Raw genomic sequence first — 16,302 nt, forward strand, 5'->3', positions numbered from 1 at the left:
TCGTATGGCCCTGATCCAATACCAGACTGATCGCATCTAATTTGTATTCCTTTGTATATTGCTTCCTCGTTACCATTACTTCCTCCAGTTAAGCTGTTTTCTCTTAACTGGAATGTCCGGATTCATTAAACCAGGTCACCATTGCCTTAAAACTTTGTTTTCCATACTTTATAACTACTACTGGTTTATTCGTTTGACTCGTAATGCGTCGGTGCAACGTAAATATTATCGCTTGGTCTCCAAGGAAAAAAAGCGCCTGATTGATTCGGGCGTTGATCGTGAGGAATTGCGTTTACTATGCCGTTATCTGGCTAACCCGCGAAACCGTTTCGCTGAAAGGAACCTTAATAGCTTATAGAAAAAATTCGACAGATAATCTGATTTCCTCCTGATTCTTTTACGTTTATTAAATTGCGTATAATGTATATTATGTTAAATAGAAGAATAAGAGAGAGAGAGAGCGTCGAAAAAGAGAAAGAGCAAAATCAACCTTCTGGTTAAACTGGCTCGATAAGATTCTAAACGTTTTTCAGCAGAAGAGTTTCGCAAGTTAGACAAATGTCTGCATAGCAATCTAATTTCTTCTTTATCAACGCCTGACTGAATCAGGCGTTTTTTTTCCTTGGCTACCAAACGATAATATTTACGTTGCACCGACGTATTACGACTAGAACGAATAAACCAGTAGTAATTATAAAGTTTAGAAAACATAGCAAATCACATTGGTCGAGATGACCAGCCGCGCTTAACAGCATTTCTGCAAGTCCCAGAAGGAACCGAAAGCTGCTCAGACAATTTGCCATAGCAAACACATTTAGATTCACTTGCAATACAGGAAGAAACTTGTGACCAGTCCATTTGATCGGGCTTAAGATCAGGCTTAGGTTGAATTAAAGGATTACTGGGTATGCTACGAAAAATTAGAAGATTAGACTTTAGATAATGTTCAAAATAATTAACAATCAATGGATATGTTAGCAGTAGAAGATAGCTAGGAAGAACGTAAATAGCCAGAATCTTTAACCATTTTCTAAATATACTCATTGCTGCTTACCCCATTTAATTTGAAACAGTTAAAACGACAATTAACCGATTCAAATTAAGTCTACAGAGTGGTGAACAGTCCGATCGAATTCCCCTCATTTAAGGCGTAAAAAATCAACACGACCTAAAAGAACCATTCTTCGTTATCAAGGAAAGAAGCAAGATATTTTGAGTTTTAAGGTTATGTAAGGGGCTGAGGGGTTGGGGTTGGGGTTGGGGTTGGGATCGGTGCGATGCTGGGAGCATCGCGGTTTGACCCGCGACGGGAACATACCGCCCTCCTCCCTACGCTTCGCTACGGGTGAGCCTCTGTAAGATTCCCTGCTAGTCGCTGTTCATAGACTCTTTATATGTTTTACTTTATTTTCTGATTCAGATATTTCATCCAGAAGATCAAAATAAAACTGATAACGAAATACAAGACCAAAAAATAAGGAAATGCGTTTAAGAAACATGGGGACTTCTGGATTTATTGGCTTTAGATATTGTTGATAAATAATATACATTGAAACCGTATTCCATATCCGTAACTCTAAATTTTTAAAGAAAGCTATTAGCATATTTTTGTCTTTATTATCTTTATAAACGTGTTGCTACTGTTACGTTAGTTTGACCTGGCCAACCATATTTAACGGCAAGGATGCAGGTGTCAGGAGGTATGACTAAACGCTCCGCACTGTTTCCATAACAGATACATTTGGTCTTGTTGGAGATACAGGCCGTAACTTTTGTCCAGTCTACTTGATTGGACACAACAGGATAAGCAACAGGTTACAGGAGCTGGTAAAGGCAATGGAGCTGCTGGCGGATTGTGATGAGTAGCAGATGACTGACTAGATACTACAACAGATGGTTCATGATCCTTTACTTCTGCCACTATCGCTTCCTTCGGTGGCTCAATTTTGGCCATAATGCGAAGATAAACATAATAAAGTAATGCAGGGGTAATCAATATTATTGCAAGACTGGTGTAAAGCTTGAAAGGTACTGTTTTAGTGGGCTTGGTGTGGATAGATGCAGATTCATAAAGCTTAAAAGATTCTTTCGGTACTTTATACCGACGTTCAACAGATTCAGCTTTTGAGGATTTGAGGCGGGGAATACTCTGGCCATTCAAAAATCTTACGACCCGACCATGTAGGCGTGATGTGCAGATGCTTTTCAACGAGGCACAACACTTGGGCATGAATAAGACCGGGTGACTGAGCTACCAGGATAATGTCTAGGCCGTGATGTCGGTGCATCCTTAGGTATTTGTGAGCTTCTAAGAGATTTTATCTCTAAATATAAAATAAACGGCTCCAATCATGCACAGGCCAGCCCACAGATAATCCAGTTTTAGCGGCTCTTTTAAATAAAAAGCAGCAAAAGGCACAAAAATACTTAATGTCACAATTTCCTGGATGATCTTAAGTTGTCCTACGCTAAGTACCGTATATCCAATCCTATTCGCAGGAACCTGGAACATATATTCCAAAGAAGCTACTAACCAGCTTGTTAGAGCTGCAACAAACCAAGGTGCAGAATTCAATTCCTTGAGATGTGCATACCAAGCAAAAGTCATAAAAATATTACTCACAATGAGCAAAGATATACTGGTTAGTATTGGGTTCATGGTACCAAGATATGCTATTTAATTTTTTCCTACCATCTCTTCAGGATTAACCCATATATCAAACTCTTCTGCAGTAACATAACCCAAAGAGAGCGCGGCCTCTTTGAGTGATGTTTCTTCGTGATATGCTTTTTTAGCGATTTCTGCAGCTTTGTCATAGCCAATGTAGGGATTTAGAGCGGTCACGAGCATTAAGGAATGCTGCATCAGCATATTGATACGTTCAACATTAGCCGTAATGCCTATTGCACAATGGCCGTTGAAGCTCATTATTCCATCTGCGAGCAATCTTGCACTCTGCAGAAAATTATGGATGATTAATGGTTTCATTACGTTAAGTTCAAAATTACCCATTGCTCCACCCATGTTAATGGCCACGTCATTACCCATCACCTGACAGCACAGCATGGTCATTGCTTCTGACTGAGTGGGATTAACTTTACCGGGCATGATTGAACTGCCTGGTTCATTCTCCGGAATTCTGATTTCGCCAATTCCGCAGCGAGGACCGGAAGCAAGCCAGCGAATATCATTGGCAATTTTCATTAAAGATACTGCCAGCGTTTTTAATGCGCCATGCGCATGTACCAGTGCATCATTAGCAGCGAGTGCTTCAAATTTGTTTGGAGCAGTCACAAAAGGGAATTTGGTTAGCTTTGCAATTTCAGTTGCTACACGTTCTGCGAATTCAGGATGTGTATTCAAGCCAGTTCCCACAGCCGTTCCACCCAAAGCTAATTCATATAGATGGGGCAATGATGCCTCAATATGAGTTAATCCATGATCTAGTTGCGAGACATAACCAGAGAATTCTTGCCCTAACGTCAATGGAGTTGCATCTTGCAAATGAGTTCTACCTATTTTGACAATATGGGTAAATTCTTCAGATTTACAAGATAACGTTTGACGCAATGACCGAATTGCAGGCATCAATTGATTATAGATTGCCTGAACTGATGCCACATGCATTGCTGTCGGAAATACATCATTGGAAGATTGTGCTTTATTCACATCATCATTGGGATGAACTTTCCGTTTGCTGCCGCGCCCTCCTCCCAATAATTCAGAGGCTCGATTTGCCAGTACCTCATTTATATTCATATTGGTCTGCGTACCGGAACCTGTTTGCCATACAGCCAAAGGAAATTCCGTTGCATGTTGACCCGCTATCACTTCATCAGCAGCATCAATAATTGCATTTGCAACAGTTTGATCAAGCAAACCCAATTCACAATTCACGCGTGCCGCTGCACGTTTTACTAACGCTAGCGCGTGAATCAGCGCAGGAGGCATTTTCTCACTGGAAATTTTGAAATTTTGTAAAGAACGTTGCGTCTGTGCACCCCACAGCACATGAGCAGAAACCTGAATAGTGCCCATCGCATCACGTTCTTCTCTGAAATCATCCATAACAGCAGCCTACTCTATCAATTTAGCAATCATATATATTCGATTATTAGCCACGTGTATTAGATTGTTCATCAAATGGTTCAAAGAAAAGCGCGGGTGCTGGTTTCCAGTCTTTTTTGCGATGTTCCACAATGACATTGGTAAAAATTCCACCACGCACATAAAATTTGGCAGTAAGACGCATATATCTCGGTTTTAGAGCAGTCACCAGGTCATCGAGGATTTGATTGGTAACTGCCTCATGGAAAACTCCCTCATTACGGTAGGACCAAATATAGAGTTTGAGGCTTTTCAGTTCGACACATTTTTTGTCAGGAATATAATCCAGAATCAGTCTTGCGAAATCAGGTTGTCCAGTTTTGGGGCATAAACAGGTAAATTCCGGTATTTCCATATGAATCCGATAATCCCTTACAGGAAATGGATTGTCAAAAGTTTCCAGTTTTTTTGAGGGCTTACTTGCCATGCGTGTCTCTTCAACTCGTTTGGTTAAGGTTAAATCAGTTAAAATAACTCTTGAAGTTATTCTTCCGGTAAATTATACCAATTTTATTTACTACTAAATTGCGTCTATCCCAAATCAAACTCGCTGGGTTCAAATCCTTTGTAGATCCAACCACCATTCCTATTCCCGGAAATCTGGTGGGAATTGTTGGACCAAATGGATGTGGAAAATCAAACGTCATTGATGCTGTTCGCTGGGTTTTAGGTGAATCCAGAGCAACGGCTCTGCGCGGAGAATCAATACAGGATGTAATCTTTAGTGGTTCGGTCAACCGTAAACCCGTTGGACGTGCTAGCGTAGAGCTCATTTTTGACAATAAACTCGGGAAGGTAGCCAGCCAATGGGCAGCGTATAGCGAAATATCTATTAAACGTGTCATTCAGCGTGATAGCGAATCAGCCTACTATATCAATAATACCCATGTGCGTCGTCGAGATATTACCGATATTTTTCTCGGTACAGGAGTTAGTGGTCGCGGTTATGCGATCATCGAACAAGGAATGATTTCTCGGATCATCGATGCTAAACCCATGGAGTTACGCATATTTCTTGAAGAAGCAGCAGGTATTTCCAAATATCGTGATCGACGACATGAAACCGAACTGCGTTTGACTGACACACGGGGGAATCTTATGCGCGTGGAAGACATTCTTCAGGAGTTAGGTAAGCAATTACAACGCTTGGAAGCGCAGGCAAATATCGCCCGAAAATTTAGTGACTTGCAAAAGCGATTAAATACCGCTTGTAATATTTTATGGTTAATCCAGAAACAGGAAGCGATCACAAAGCGCATCCATGCTGAGGAAGCAATTCAACAGCTGGGACTAGAACTGGAAAATAAAATAACCAGCTTGCATGAAATGGACCAACAGCTTGAAGAGATGCGTGCCCAACAATACGCGTTGAGCGATCGGCAACATCAGATGCAAGGTGAGTTATATTCAATTAATGCTGAGATTGCACGGATTGAGCAAAGACTACAACATGCACAGGAAAGTAGAGAATATTTTGCAAAACAAATCTCTACAATCGAAATGCAGCTACAAAACAATCAGCAACAAATGCAAGAGGCGCTTGCTCATCTTACCCATTGGCGCCAGGAAATTGAACAGGCAGAATTAGCTTGTATCTCCACCAGTCAGAATTACTACTTAGAAAATGAAAAATTACCAGAAGCTGAATCAGCTTTTCGCTCTAGCCAGGATCAGTTATTTGCTGTGCAGAAAAATCTGCTACTAGCGCAACAAGCAGAAAAATTGCAACAGAGCCATCTAATCCATACAGATAAAGCAATCCAACAATTAAATTCACGTTATGAGCGCTTAATCCGAGAAAAAAATTCCCAACCCGAGATTGACCAAAAAGAGCTCACCAGCTTAGTGGAAGAAAAAAATCAGATCCTGGTTCAATTAGAAGAGAAGCAGCGTGTTCTGACTGAAGCAGAAAATCAATTAAAAGTCATTCAGCACATACGAAAGGAAGCTTTACAGAATGTCCAATCTGCCCAGCAAGAGCTTACTCAAGCCAAAGCCCAGCATGCAGCTTTACAGCATATACAATGTCGCCTCGAGAATAATCGAGCATTGGATACGTGGCTATCCCAGCTCCAATTGGATTTATTACCGCGTTTATGGCAGTACATACAAATTGAAAAAGGCTGGGAGAATGCATTAGAAGCTGTCTTGCGTGAGCGTATTAATGCCGCTGGCGTTGAGCAACTCGGAATTGCTTTGAACTGGAAAAATAACCCGCCTCCCGGGAAATGGTCCATCTTTGAGACGACGCCAATTAATAATCAATCTACAAGCCATTTAGTACAAGAAGAGAAGCAATGGTCACTACTCAGTTCATATCTAATTTATACCCATGATGGGATTCAACCCGTTGTGGAAACCTGGTTAAACGGGATATTTACCATTAGTGATATTGAAGCTGGCCTCACCCAGCAGAAGGAACTTATTCCTGGTGAAATGTTGATTACTCCTGAAGGCCATGTATTTACTTACTGCAGCTTGAGCTACTATGCACCTGATTCTCACTTACATGGTGTTTTAGCACGGCAACGCGAGATAACCCAAATTGAGGCCGATATCGACAAATTTGAGAAAAGTCTCTCCCGTTCTCAATTAACTTTGTCTGAGATAGAAGAAACTTGTCACGAACTCGAGGCGACAATCTCGGAACTACGTAGCGAGGTATTGCAACTAAAGCAACAGGAACATGAGTTGCAGCTTGAAATCGTGCAGCTTTCACAGCTTATGGAGCGAGTGTCACAACGACACCGCCAAATCGGGGATGAGTTAATTGAGATCTCACATCAAGTATCAGTGGAATACGCTCAAAAGCAAGAAGCTGAAATAAAGCTTGCTGAGAATAAAACACAAATCGCTAATCTAGAAGAGCAACTGCAGCAAATTAAGTTAACTTGCGAGGTCGCCGAACAATCACTTGCTACACAACGATTACTTGTACAAAATTTGGCAGAAGAAATGCGTGAAGCTGTCTTTCATGAAAAAAACTGTCAAAACAAAATTGAACAACTAAAAAATAATATCCTGGCAATCAATCAGAGTACAGACGATTTAACGGAAACTCTGGAAAAATTGCATAACGCACAAGATGATCTGGATGATGAGCCACTTAAAACTCTGCTTAATGAATGGCTAGCAAAGAGAATATATCAGGAACAGATTTTGACATCGGTGCGTCATGATCTAGAAAATACAATCGATGTGCTACGTGAAATAGAGCAAGCGCGAGTGAAGTCTGAGCAGATTTCACATCAGCTCAGAGACTCTATCAATCAGACACGACTTAAGGAGCAGGAAGCGCGTCTAACTGAAAATCAGTTCAATGAGAAACTTTTAGAGGTCAGCGCAAAAGAAGATGAATTGCTTCCTTTGTTAATTAGTGCACACCCTTCCAGATTGAAAACAGAAATTAATCGAATTAATACTGAAATTACAGCGCTTGGAGCTGTTAATCTCGCCGCATTGGAGGAGTTGCAAGCTTCTCAAGCGCGTAAAGCATATCTTGATGAACAATCTAGTGATTTAAAAGAAGCGGTCGCCACTTTAGAAAATGCAATTCGACAAATTGATCGAGAAACACAGGAACGCTTAACAAAAACTTTTGATAAGGTAAATACTAATTTAAGCGAATTATTCACAACTATCTTTGGGGGAGGACAAGCAAAATTAGTTTTAAGTGGTGAAGAAATTCTTGATGCAGGTATGCAGCTTACCGCACAACCGCCCGGCAAAAAGAATAACTCTATTCATTTACTCTCAGGTGGAGAAAAGGCACTTACTGCTTTAGCGCTCGTATTTTCATTATTCCAACTTAATCCCGCACCATTTTGCTTACTTGATGAAGTGGATGCGCCTTTAGATGACAATAATTCAGAACGCTTTTGTGATCTGGTAAAACGCATGTCGAGAGAAACCCAATTTTTGTTTATCAGTCACAGCAAAACCACTATACAAATGGCAGAACAGCTAATTGGTGTTACCATGCAAGAACAAGGAGTTTCACGTATAGTTACAGTTGATTTTGATAAAACCATAAACTTTGAAAAAGAAATAAGGATAGGTTAATAGTTATTTAAAGATAGTAAGGAAATTATAATTATAATGAGTAAAGTTAATAATATTGACTTATTAAACATGAGCGACTTTGGGTATGAGTGATTTACAAATCAGCTTAATCATTATTGGTGTCATTGTTATCGGTGGCGTAGTTTTCTTTAATTGGTTACAGCAAGCACGCTACCGACGTAGTGTGAAACGGTCATTTGAGCATGAGCATGAAGATGCATTATTGAAAATGGGCAAAACTACGTGGGAAAATGAACGTATTGAACCAAAATTTGGTAATGAATCCTTATCAGAGCTCCAAACTGAAACTAGAACCATAAAAGAACAGTCACATTTTCAACCTGATGATCTGCCTATCGATGAATCACCGGTAGAGCAGAAATCAGTTAATTTTGATAGCACAATCAACTACATTACAAGTATTCGGGCTAATAAACTAATCACTCACGATAAGCTAACGGAGTTATTGCAGCAAAAATTTGACTTTGGAAAACCTGTACATTGGTTTGGACTTACTCAAGATGGTCAGACATGGGAGGAAATCACCATTGAGTCGCTTAATACTAAAGGTGGGTATATATACTTAAATGGTTGTTTACAACTTGCTGATCGAGCTGGGCCAGTTAGTGAAGTCAATTTATCTCGATTCCGAGATATGGTCGAAGATTTTTCATCACAAGTAAATGCAATTGCTGATTGCCCTGATATTTCGGATGCACATTTAAAAGCGGTGTCTCTCGATAAATTTTGTGCAGAGGTGGATGTGGTAATGGGTATTAATATTATCAGCAAAGATGGTGGCGCCTTTGTTGGGACAAAAATACGCGCCTTAGCTGAAGCATCTGGTTTTAGGCTTGAATCTGAGGGTGCATTTAGATATCGTGATGAAAATAATGCAATACTGTTCTCGCTCGGCAACTATGAAACAACCCCCTTCTTGCCTGCCAATATGCGTACGCTTACCACACATGGTATTACTTTTTTATTTGATGTTCCAAGAGTAGCAAATGGTGAAAAAGTATTTGATCAAATGGCTCAACTTGCAAGACTTTTTTCTTCTACCTTAAATGGTATTCTAGTAGACGATAATCGTGTGCCATTAAGTGATAATGGTATTAGGAGAAGTAAGCAACAGCTTATAAATATTCAAGCTACTATGACAGCACATAATATTCCTGCTGGCAGTGAAATCGCCCTGAAGTTATTTGTGTAATCACAATTATTGGATCTTATTAATTCGTTACTTGATAGTACTAAATCTTTCTAAGCAGATAAGGAAAAAAGCAATGAATGAATTTAATTCATCTAAAAAATTTTATCCAATCGATGTACAGCTAGAAGCAGGTCGTCAATATTATTGGTGCACATGCAGTCGCAGCAAATCTCAACCATTTTGTGATGGAACTCACAATAAATTGTAATAGATAGCCGTATCGAAATAATTTCTCTGAATTAAAATTTACTTAATACACCCTTTAAAATTCTGCATGTCTTATTATCTGTAATTTAAAGAAATATACAATTAATGAATTGGTCTGAACTATATTGGCACCGTATTACACCACTTCATGTAATTCTTTGGCCATTAAGTTTGTTTTTTATAATATTATTAACATTCAAGAGATTATTATTTCGACTTGATGTACTGCATTCAGTTAAGCTACCTGTACCAATAATTGTTATTGACAGCATTACAGTTGGGGATGCTGGTAAGACATCTTTAGTAATTTTGCTAATTAAATCATTAAAAGCTTTCGGATTACACCCTGGGATCATTAGTCGCGGCTACTCTGAAAATTACGGATTACCCCTCCCTGTTACGATCTCAAGTAAACCCAGTGTTGTGGGAAATAAAGCACTGCTGATGGCTTATCTAAGTAAGGGTATTTGCCCAATATGGATTGGGCATGATCGTGTAAGTGTTGCACAAGCCCTACTTACAGCTCATCCTGAATGCAATGCACTTATCTGTGATGATGGTTTACAGGATTTTCGACTCCACCGAGATTTAGAGATTGCTATGATCGATAATAGCAAACTAAGTTTTGGTAACGGCTTGATTTTTCCAGCCGGACCTTTACGAGATACCCTATCTCGCCTAAATCAAGTAGATGCAGTAGTGGTAAATGAGAAAAGTAGTAAACTATCAATAAATACTGGAAACCATGTCAAAACATTCTACCTAAGGCCAGGAAATGAATATTTTATAAATCTACTTAACTCCAATTATCGTGCCAAAATTCCTGCATTTAGAAATAAATTTATTCACGTAGTTACTGATATCAATCATTCCCAAGACTTTCTTGATGAGCTAAAGTACTTAAAATTAAATATAGAATCCCATTCTGTTATTAATGATTACCAATTCACCAAAGAAAATATACAATGTCCTCCTGATGCTGAAATCATTCTTATGAGAGAAGAGGATGCTGTAAAATGCCTTGATTTTGCTAATGAGAAATTTTGGGTATTACATGAAGAAATAGCTATAGATATTGGATTACGAGAAATTATATTAAAAAAACTAAGAGAAAAATTTATGGATCCAAAGCTTTTAGATATTCTAGTATGTCCTTTGTGCAAAGGTCCGTTGGTTTATAAGAAAAATGAGAAAGAATTAATTTGTAAACCTGATCGCTTAGCTTTTCCAATTAGAGACGGCATTCCAGTCATGCTAGAAGAAGAAGCGCGCATATTACCAGCAGAAGAAGAAATTTAACTTTCTCAATTTAAAAAATAAAATGATCTTCTGATTTGAACCTATTAATTTATTTTTTTCTCCATTTCCACCTTAACCATATCCGTAATTGCCGAAATTTCTCAATATCAATTCCGTCTGGAAAAATGACTATATTGCGAGAAAAAATCGAGTGTGGAGATTTCAGACTCAGCACGGTTAAATAGGGTGTTACGAAGGTATCGCTTTTAATTGTAAAGATAATATGTTCATTAGACTGGGTTTGTGCTTTACAAGTAGAAGTATCCGTTGATGATAAATAAAATGATACGATTGATTGTGATGAAAGTAGCAATGCATGATAGCGCAAATATAAATATAAGCTTATAGCCAGTAATACAGTCCCTATTAGTCTAATGAATGTTGCCCAATCTATTTTCCATAAGATGCAAGCAGCTGAGAAATGTGTGAAACATAATAATGCAACAAATTGTCTTGATGATTTAAGATGAATGATTAATTCTGACATAACTACAGAAATTAATATTTCAATTTAGTTAAATTAATAGTTTATAAAATAAGCTATAAATGTAAGATTAATATTTCCGATTAGATATTTTTTTCTATGAATTCTATTTGGCAGACTTTCTTACAAGAGCACGATGCTATTATTGAAAAGGGACATGTTATACATTTCAAAGATAGTACTATAGAACTGAAAAATGCTCAAAATGATACTATTCTGGTTGATCTCTCCAATTTTGGTCTCATTCATTTCTTAGGAGAAGAAGCATCAGCTTTTTTACAAGGGCAGTTAAGTTGTGATCTGAGGAAAGTCAATCATCAAACCGCCCAATACGGCAGTTACTGTACTCCTAAAGGCCGTATGCTAGCAAGTTTTCTAATATGGTCAGGTATAGCCAATAACGAGTATTTCATGCAATTACCTTCCATTCTACTCGATGTTATTTCTAAACGCCTTTCAATGTATATCCTACGCGCGAAGGTACAATTAGACAATTGCAGTGATACTTTGATACGTATTGGTATAGCGGGAAGTAAAGCAAAATTGTTAATTGAAGAAATGCTTCATGGAGCAACACTACCAGTCTCATCACTCGGAACAGTGCATACTGAGAAAGGAAGTATTTTATGCCGGGATATAGATCGCTATGAAATTATCACAACGCTAGATCAGGCAATCACAATATGGCCACATTTAGCCTCACAGGCGACACCAGTTGGAACGATGTTCTGGGATTGGTTGGAAATTAAGGCGGGTATTCCTGTAATTTTACCAATAACGCAAGAGCAATTTATTCCTCAAATGGTAAACTTGGATGTTATTGGGGGGGTAAGCTTCCACAAAGGTTGCTACCCAGGGCAGGAAATCATCGCACGAACACAATACCTTGGTAAATTAAAACGCCGTATGTATCTGGCCAATATCGCTTCATCCCAACCAGTTATGGCCGGTGATCATTTATTTACTACTGAATTATCGGAGCAATCATGCGGTATGATAGTCAATGCAGCACTCTCACCCGAAGGTGGTTTTGATGCACTTGCCGTCATTCAAGCTAATAGTGTCGAGACAAATAAAATATTTTGGAAAAGTCTAAATGGTCCGGCATTACGTATGCTGCCTTTGCCTTATCTTTTACCTCAGTAGCATCAACTCATTTAGTAACGTATATATACTCCGCGCGGCCACAATTGCGGATTTTAAAGATGCTGAAAGCCTTAAATTATAAGGTTTCTTTTGCGTTTCTACTTTCTGCATCTGTAGCCGTGCGGAGTATAGCTTTTTATCGATTTTTGGTGTCTGGATAAGCGCTTTCTAGCTAGTATTTTCCAGATAAGATCATATTCATTGTTTGCAGTTGCATCGATAAGAAAATATGCCATAGCATCTTAAACTATCTTAAATAGGTTGAAAAAATTATTTGTGGTAATTGCTGCGATTTCTTTCAAACTCATTTCACGCAATTTGGCTATCTCTTCAGCAATATAGCATACGAAAGCAGGTTGATTGATCTTTCCACGATACGGTACTGGAGCAAGATAGGGAGAATCTGTTTCAATTAATATCCGATCAAGGCGAATTTTTCTAGCGACATCTTTAACAGTAGTAGCATTCTTAAAGGTAATAATGCCAGAAAATGATATGTAAAAATTCATCTCAATTGCCTGTTGTGCGACTTCCCAATTTTCTGTGAAGCAATGCATTACGCCCCCTACACTGTCTGCACCTTCTTCAGCCATAATCCGCAACGTATCAGCCGCTGCTTCACGTGTATGAATGATAAGCGGCTTATTGCATTGCTTTGCTGCGCGAATATGCTGACGAAAGCGATCTCTTTGCCATTCTAGATCTCCTTTAAGTCGAAAATAATCAAGTCCAGTTTCTCCAATAGCAACAACTTTAGGATGATCAGCAAGTTCTGCTAATTGCAAAGCGTTCGGTTCAATTAAACTCTCATAGTCAGGGTGTACACCCACAGATGCAAAAAGATTGTGATGCAATTCCGCTAATGAGCGTACACGAGGAAAGTTCGCTAGATTAACGCTTACACACAATGCATGTGTAACGTTATTTTGTCGCATATTATCTAGTAATTCATCAAGATTGACCGCAAGATCAGGGAAATCCAAGTGACAATGGGAATCAACAAACATGGCCGCAGATTATTAGATTCATATTATTACAAATTGTAAGTACTGTTAATTCTTTCTCTTATCGCATCGGCCCAGCAATTAGGTGTTTCATACAGTCTAACTTGCTCTAATCTAAGTCGATTTCCGTAAATGCCTTGAAATGCGAGGTCTAGTATATGAAATGCTTTAATTGCTAGATTTTCTGCGGTTGGTTGTGTGTCTAAGATAACTGTTTTATGATTTTCGAGTGATTGTAGAAATTCAAGCACAATCGTATCCCCAGCATACACTAGAAAAGCATGGTCCCACTTATCGACTAAAACATCTTTAGCAATACGTTTAATTTCAGAGAAATCCATAACCATCCCTTGCTCTGGTACACCCTCCTCAGAGATAATATTACCTGATAAAGTAATTTCTACCACATAACGGTGACCATGCAAATGACGGCACTGACTATTGTGTGTGGAAATACGATGTCCAGCATCAAATTCTAGCCTACGCGTAATCAACATTTGGTGGATTATATCATTGAAGCCTGCTACTAAACTATTAAGCGTTTCAGATCATAGCCGCGATAGCGCTAGCATGATTTACGTTTATCCTGTTATCTCACGTCGAGCCTCGGGCGTATCAATTGGAATCAATCTGAATCCCAATAACGCTTGTAATTGGCGATGTATCTATTGCCAAGTGCCAGATCTCAAACGTGGTTCATCACCAACGATCGATTTAGACAAACTTGAGCAGGAGTTACGCGCTTTTCTCAATGAACTGCTTTATGGACGCTTTATGCTAGATAAAGTACCGCCGCAAGCCAGACGTATCAATGATATCGCTTTATCAGGCAATGGGGAACCAACAAGTGCAAAAGAGTTTGAGCAGATAATAAGCTTGATTGAGCGGGTCAAATATGATTTTCCACTACCAGAAGGGCTCAAATTGATTCTGATTACCAACGGAAGTTTGATTGATCGACCTTCTGTTCAGAGGGGGCTTAGCCGTATGGCAAAGCTAAATAGTGAGATCTGGTTCAAATTAGACAGTGTGACGCTAGAAGGTCGAAGCCGCATCAACAATACTCGAATGAGTTTACAAAAGATGCATAACAATCTGGGGTTGGCAGCGTCGTTATGCCCGACCTGGCTACAAACCTGCGTGTTTAAAATAGATCGAATACCTCCTCCTGAGAAGGAAGTTAACGCCTATCTTGAGTTTCTCTACAAAACACAACAAGAAGGCATATTATTACAAGGAGTATTGCTATACGGGCTGGCACGCCCTTCTCTGCAACCTGAGGCACCGCGACTCTCGAGAGTTTCGACAGCATGGATGGAATTATTTGCCGAAAAAATTGAAAATCTTGGGTTGAAAGTAAAGGTTCATCCATAATCACGATTTATAAAATCAGTCGTTATTTCTAACGCAATTAGCTGGTTTACTAAATATCAATAAATGGAACCTTCGAAATTATTTCAATTTCGCTGATTTTTTCAAGCTTTTATATAGCTCAGGATACTGTGCTTTTAGCATTGCAGCTACAATCAGATCATCTCGTTTGATTTTGGTCAAATCAATATGATCAATATGAACCAAACGTACCAGTTCTCTGACAGCTTTTGGCATTTCTCGCCCACTCTCATAACGTGAACCACCACTCTGGGTTACACCTACTTTACTCCAGAATTCTTGTTGATTAAGGCCAAGTTTCTGTCGAATTTCCCTTAGATTAGGTATTTTCTTAAATAGTTTCATTTTGTCTGTTCTCAAATGTCATAAAGTTTATAAAAAATAGACTAAGAAATCTATTTTTCGTTCCCATATCAATCTAGAAATGCCACTAATCAAAAGTAGTGTGATAAAACTTACACATTGATTATCGGTATATTTGTAGCTAATTTAAGCTGTATCTCTATAAATAAATTAAATACACAGAAACTAGATTAAATATGTTTTTATGCAAATGATTTAAATTCCAAAAGAAAATTTTTAATGATTATGATTTATTTCTTAACTTATTCTAATAGCTTCCATTAGAAAATTTCCCTAATGGAAAATCTGGGTTGAATTAATCAGCAAATCCTTTGCTTGTTCCAACACCTCTTTTCCACTCGCATAACGTCCCCAACATTTCTTTATCTCTGGTAACTTTAGCTAAGATTGCTTCTAGAGTGGCGGTCCATTGATATGGCTTGGGGTTAACATTGCGATGTTCCAGGTACTGCTTGATCGCCGCCTCTAGTTCATCGACACTGCGAAATACGCCTCGGCGAATCTGTTCTTCGGTGATGTCCCGGAAGAAACGTTCGACCAAATTCGCCCAGGAAGCTGACGTGGGAGTGAAATGAAGGTGAAAGCGTGGATGTTTAGCCAGCCATTCTTTGACGTTCGGGTGCTTATGGGTGGCGTAGTTGTCGACAATCAAATGCACATCCAAGGTTTTGTCCGTCTGTGTATCGAGCTTCTTCAGAAATTTGAGAAATTCGTCGTTACGATGGTTTGGCAGACATTCGCCGATAACGGTTCCCTCGTGAACATTGAGAGCTGCAAACAGGGTGGTTGTTCCGTGGCGCTTGTAATCATGAGTCATGGTGCCCGCCTTTCCTGGCTTGATAGGTAAACCTGGCTGAGTCCGATCCAAAGCCTGAATTTGGCTTTTCTCATCCACTGAAAACACGATTGCTTTTTCGGGTGGATCTAAGTAGTCGGTCCTGCAAAATGCCTAAGATCCTCATGAATTCTCCGTTTCAGGGAAGAAATTCACTTCCTAAACTCTCAAGAATTCATAATATCCGCA

At 39.0% G+C, this 16,302-nt stretch carries 14 protein-coding genes and 2 pseudogenes; 7 read left to right on the forward strand and 9 right to left on the reverse strand.

Annotation, left to right across the window (positions count from 1 at the left end; genetic code table 11):
* Positions 1-2,117 precede the first annotated feature (2,117 nt).
* Genes BLW34_RS17480 through queF form a run of 4 tightly spaced genes read right to left on the reverse strand, consistent with a single transcriptional unit; the run spans position 2,118 to position 4,535 of the window.
* Positions 2,118-2,288, reverse strand: coding sequence for a zonular occludens toxin domain-containing protein (locus tag BLW34_RS17480; RefSeq protein ID WP_143037928.1), 171 nt, complete (start codon positions 2,286-2,288; stop codon positions 2,118-2,120).
* 20 nt (positions 2,289-2,308) lie between these two features.
* A complete protein-coding gene (locus tag BLW34_RS12840) occupies positions 2,309-2,659 on the reverse strand; it encodes a DMT family protein (protein ID WP_090543829.1) in 351 nt (116 codons plus the stop codon).
* A gap of 18 nt (positions 2,660-2,677) precedes the next feature.
* Positions 2,678-4,069 (reverse strand): class II fumarate hydratase, encoded by a 1,392-nt coding sequence (gene fumC, locus BLW34_RS12845; RefSeq protein ID WP_090580304.1) that lies wholly within the window; start codon positions 4,067-4,069, stop codon positions 2,678-2,680.
* A 46-nt stretch (positions 4,070-4,115) separates the two neighbouring features.
* Entirely contained in the window at positions 4,116-4,535 is a 420-nt protein-coding gene (gene queF, locus BLW34_RS12850) for a preQ(1) synthase (RefSeq protein WP_090543833.1), read from the reverse strand.
* Between the two features lie 98 nt (positions 4,536-4,633).
* Here queF and smc point away from each other — a divergent pair, with 98 nt between their 5' ends.
* From smc to BLW34_RS17085, 5 genes and pseudogenes are all read left to right on the forward strand, one after another.
* Positions 4,634-8,170, forward strand: a complete 3,537-nt coding sequence (smc, locus tag BLW34_RS12855) for a chromosome segregation protein SMC (protein WP_090580307.1) — start codon at positions 4,634-4,636, stop codon at positions 8,168-8,170.
* 85 nt (positions 8,171-8,255) lie between these two features.
* Entirely contained in the window at positions 8,256-9,383 is a 1,128-nt protein-coding gene (locus BLW34_RS12860; protein WP_090580310.1) for a cell division protein ZipA C-terminal FtsZ-binding domain-containing protein, read from the forward strand.
* Positions 9,384-9,456: 73 nt separating this feature from the next.
* On the forward strand, positions 9,457-9,591 hold the full coding sequence (locus BLW34_RS12865) for a CDGSH iron-sulfur domain-containing protein (RefSeq protein ID WP_090580313.1): 135 nt from the start codon (positions 9,457-9,459) through the stop codon (positions 9,589-9,591).
* A gap of 104 nt (positions 9,592-9,695) precedes the next feature.
* Positions 9,696-10,685 (forward strand): annotated as a pseudogene (gene lpxK / locus BLW34_RS12870) (tetraacyldisaccharide 4'-kinase); the annotation flags it as partial.
* 24 nt (positions 10,686-10,709) lie between these two features.
* The gene (locus BLW34_RS17085; protein ID WP_256203796.1) at positions 10,710-10,889 is read left to right on the forward strand and encodes a Trm112 family protein; all 180 of its coding nucleotides are present in this window, start codon (positions 10,710-10,712) and stop codon (positions 10,887-10,889) included.
* 49 nt (positions 10,890-10,938) lie between these two features.
* Here the strand turns inward: BLW34_RS17085 and BLW34_RS17485 are convergent, their stop codons facing one another.
* Positions 10,939-11,376: a protein YgfX gene (locus BLW34_RS17485; RefSeq protein ID WP_371263945.1), complete on the reverse strand. Its 438-nt coding sequence runs from the start codon at positions 11,374-11,376 to the stop codon at positions 10,939-10,941.
* Between the two features lie 96 nt (positions 11,377-11,472).
* Here BLW34_RS17485 and BLW34_RS12875 point away from each other — a divergent pair, with 96 nt between their 5' ends.
* On the forward strand, positions 11,473-12,519 hold the full coding sequence (locus BLW34_RS12875; protein WP_090580319.1) for a CAF17-like 4Fe-4S cluster assembly/insertion protein YgfZ: 1,047 nt from the start codon (positions 11,473-11,475) through the stop codon (positions 12,517-12,519).
* A gap of 242 nt (positions 12,520-12,761) precedes the next feature.
* On the opposite strand, the gene BLW34_RS12880 is transcribed toward BLW34_RS12875, so the two are convergent.
* Together BLW34_RS12880 and queD are read right to left on the reverse strand one after the other, a co-directional pair.
* The gene (locus tag BLW34_RS12880) at positions 12,762-13,526 is read right to left on the reverse strand and encodes a TatD family hydrolase (protein ID WP_090580323.1); all 765 of its coding nucleotides are present in this window, start codon (positions 13,524-13,526) and stop codon (positions 12,762-12,764) included.
* Between the two features lie 26 nt (positions 13,527-13,552).
* Positions 13,553-14,020 carry a 6-carboxytetrahydropterin synthase QueD gene (gene queD / locus BLW34_RS12885; protein WP_090580326.1) on the reverse strand — a complete coding sequence of 156 codons (468 nt, stop codon included), beginning with the start codon at positions 14,018-14,020 and terminating at the stop codon, positions 13,553-13,555.
* 16 nt (positions 14,021-14,036) lie between these two features.
* On the opposite strand from queD, the gene BLW34_RS12890 reads away from it, so the two are divergent.
* Positions 14,037-14,897 (forward strand): radical SAM protein, encoded by an 861-nt coding sequence (locus tag BLW34_RS12890; RefSeq protein WP_256203795.1) that lies wholly within the window; start codon positions 14,037-14,039, stop codon positions 14,895-14,897.
* Between the two features lie 78 nt (positions 14,898-14,975).
* Here BLW34_RS12890 and BLW34_RS12895 read toward each other — a convergent pair whose 3' ends face one another.
* Together BLW34_RS12895 and BLW34_RS12900 are read right to left on the reverse strand one after the other, a co-directional pair.
* Complete coding sequence (locus tag BLW34_RS12895; protein WP_090580332.1) at positions 14,976-15,260, reverse strand: helix-turn-helix domain-containing protein; 285 nt, start codon at positions 15,258-15,260, stop codon at positions 14,976-14,978.
* Between the two features lie 313 nt (positions 15,261-15,573).
* Positions 15,574-16,209 (reverse strand): annotated as a pseudogene (locus BLW34_RS12900) (IS630 family transposase); the annotation flags it as partial.
* Positions 16,210-16,302: the final 93 nt, after the last annotated feature.

This window comes from Nitrosomonas sp. Nm58 (assembly GCF_900107335.1).
GTDB lineage: Bacteria > Pseudomonadota > Gammaproteobacteria > Burkholderiales > Nitrosomonadaceae > Nitrosomonas.

Coding starts and splice junctions, on each gene's coding strand:
- BLW34_RS17480 (WP_143037928.1), bottom strand. CDS start 2,288: ATGCACCGACATCACGGCCTAGACATTATCCTGGTAGCTCAGTCACCC.
- BLW34_RS12840 (WP_090543829.1), bottom strand. CDS start 2,659: ATGAACCCAATACTAACCAGTATATCTTTGCTCATTGTGAGTAATATT.
- fumC (WP_090580304.1), bottom strand. CDS start 4,069: ATGGATGATTTCAGAGAAGAACGTGATGCGATGGGCACTATTCAGGTT.
- queF (WP_090543833.1), bottom strand. CDS start 4,535: ATGGCAAGTAAGCCCTCAAAAAAACTGGAAACTTTTGACAATCCATTT.
- BLW34_RS12860 (WP_090580310.1), top strand. CDS start 8,256: ATGAGTGATTTACAAATCAGCTTAATCATTATTGGTGTCATTGTTATC.
- BLW34_RS12865 (WP_090580313.1), top strand. CDS start 9,457: ATGAATGAATTTAATTCATCTAAAAAATTTTATCCAATCGATGTACAG.
- BLW34_RS17085 (WP_256203796.1), top strand. CDS start 10,710: ATGGATCCAAAGCTTTTAGATATTCTAGTATGTCCTTTGTGCAAAGGT.
- BLW34_RS17485 (WP_371263945.1), bottom strand. CDS start 11,376: ATGTCAGAATTAATCATTCATCTTAAATCATCAAGACAATTTGTTGCA.
- BLW34_RS12875 (WP_090580319.1), top strand. CDS start 11,473: ATGAATTCTATTTGGCAGACTTTCTTACAAGAGCACGATGCTATTATT.
- BLW34_RS12880 (WP_090580323.1), bottom strand. CDS start 13,526: ATGTTTGTTGATTCCCATTGTCACTTGGATTTCCCTGATCTTGCGGTC.
- queD (WP_090580326.1), bottom strand. CDS start 14,020: ATGTTGATTACGCGTAGGCTAGAATTTGATGCTGGACATCGTATTTCC.
- BLW34_RS12895 (WP_090580332.1), bottom strand. CDS start 15,260: ATGAAACTATTTAAGAAAATACCTAATCTAAGGGAAATTCGACAGAAA.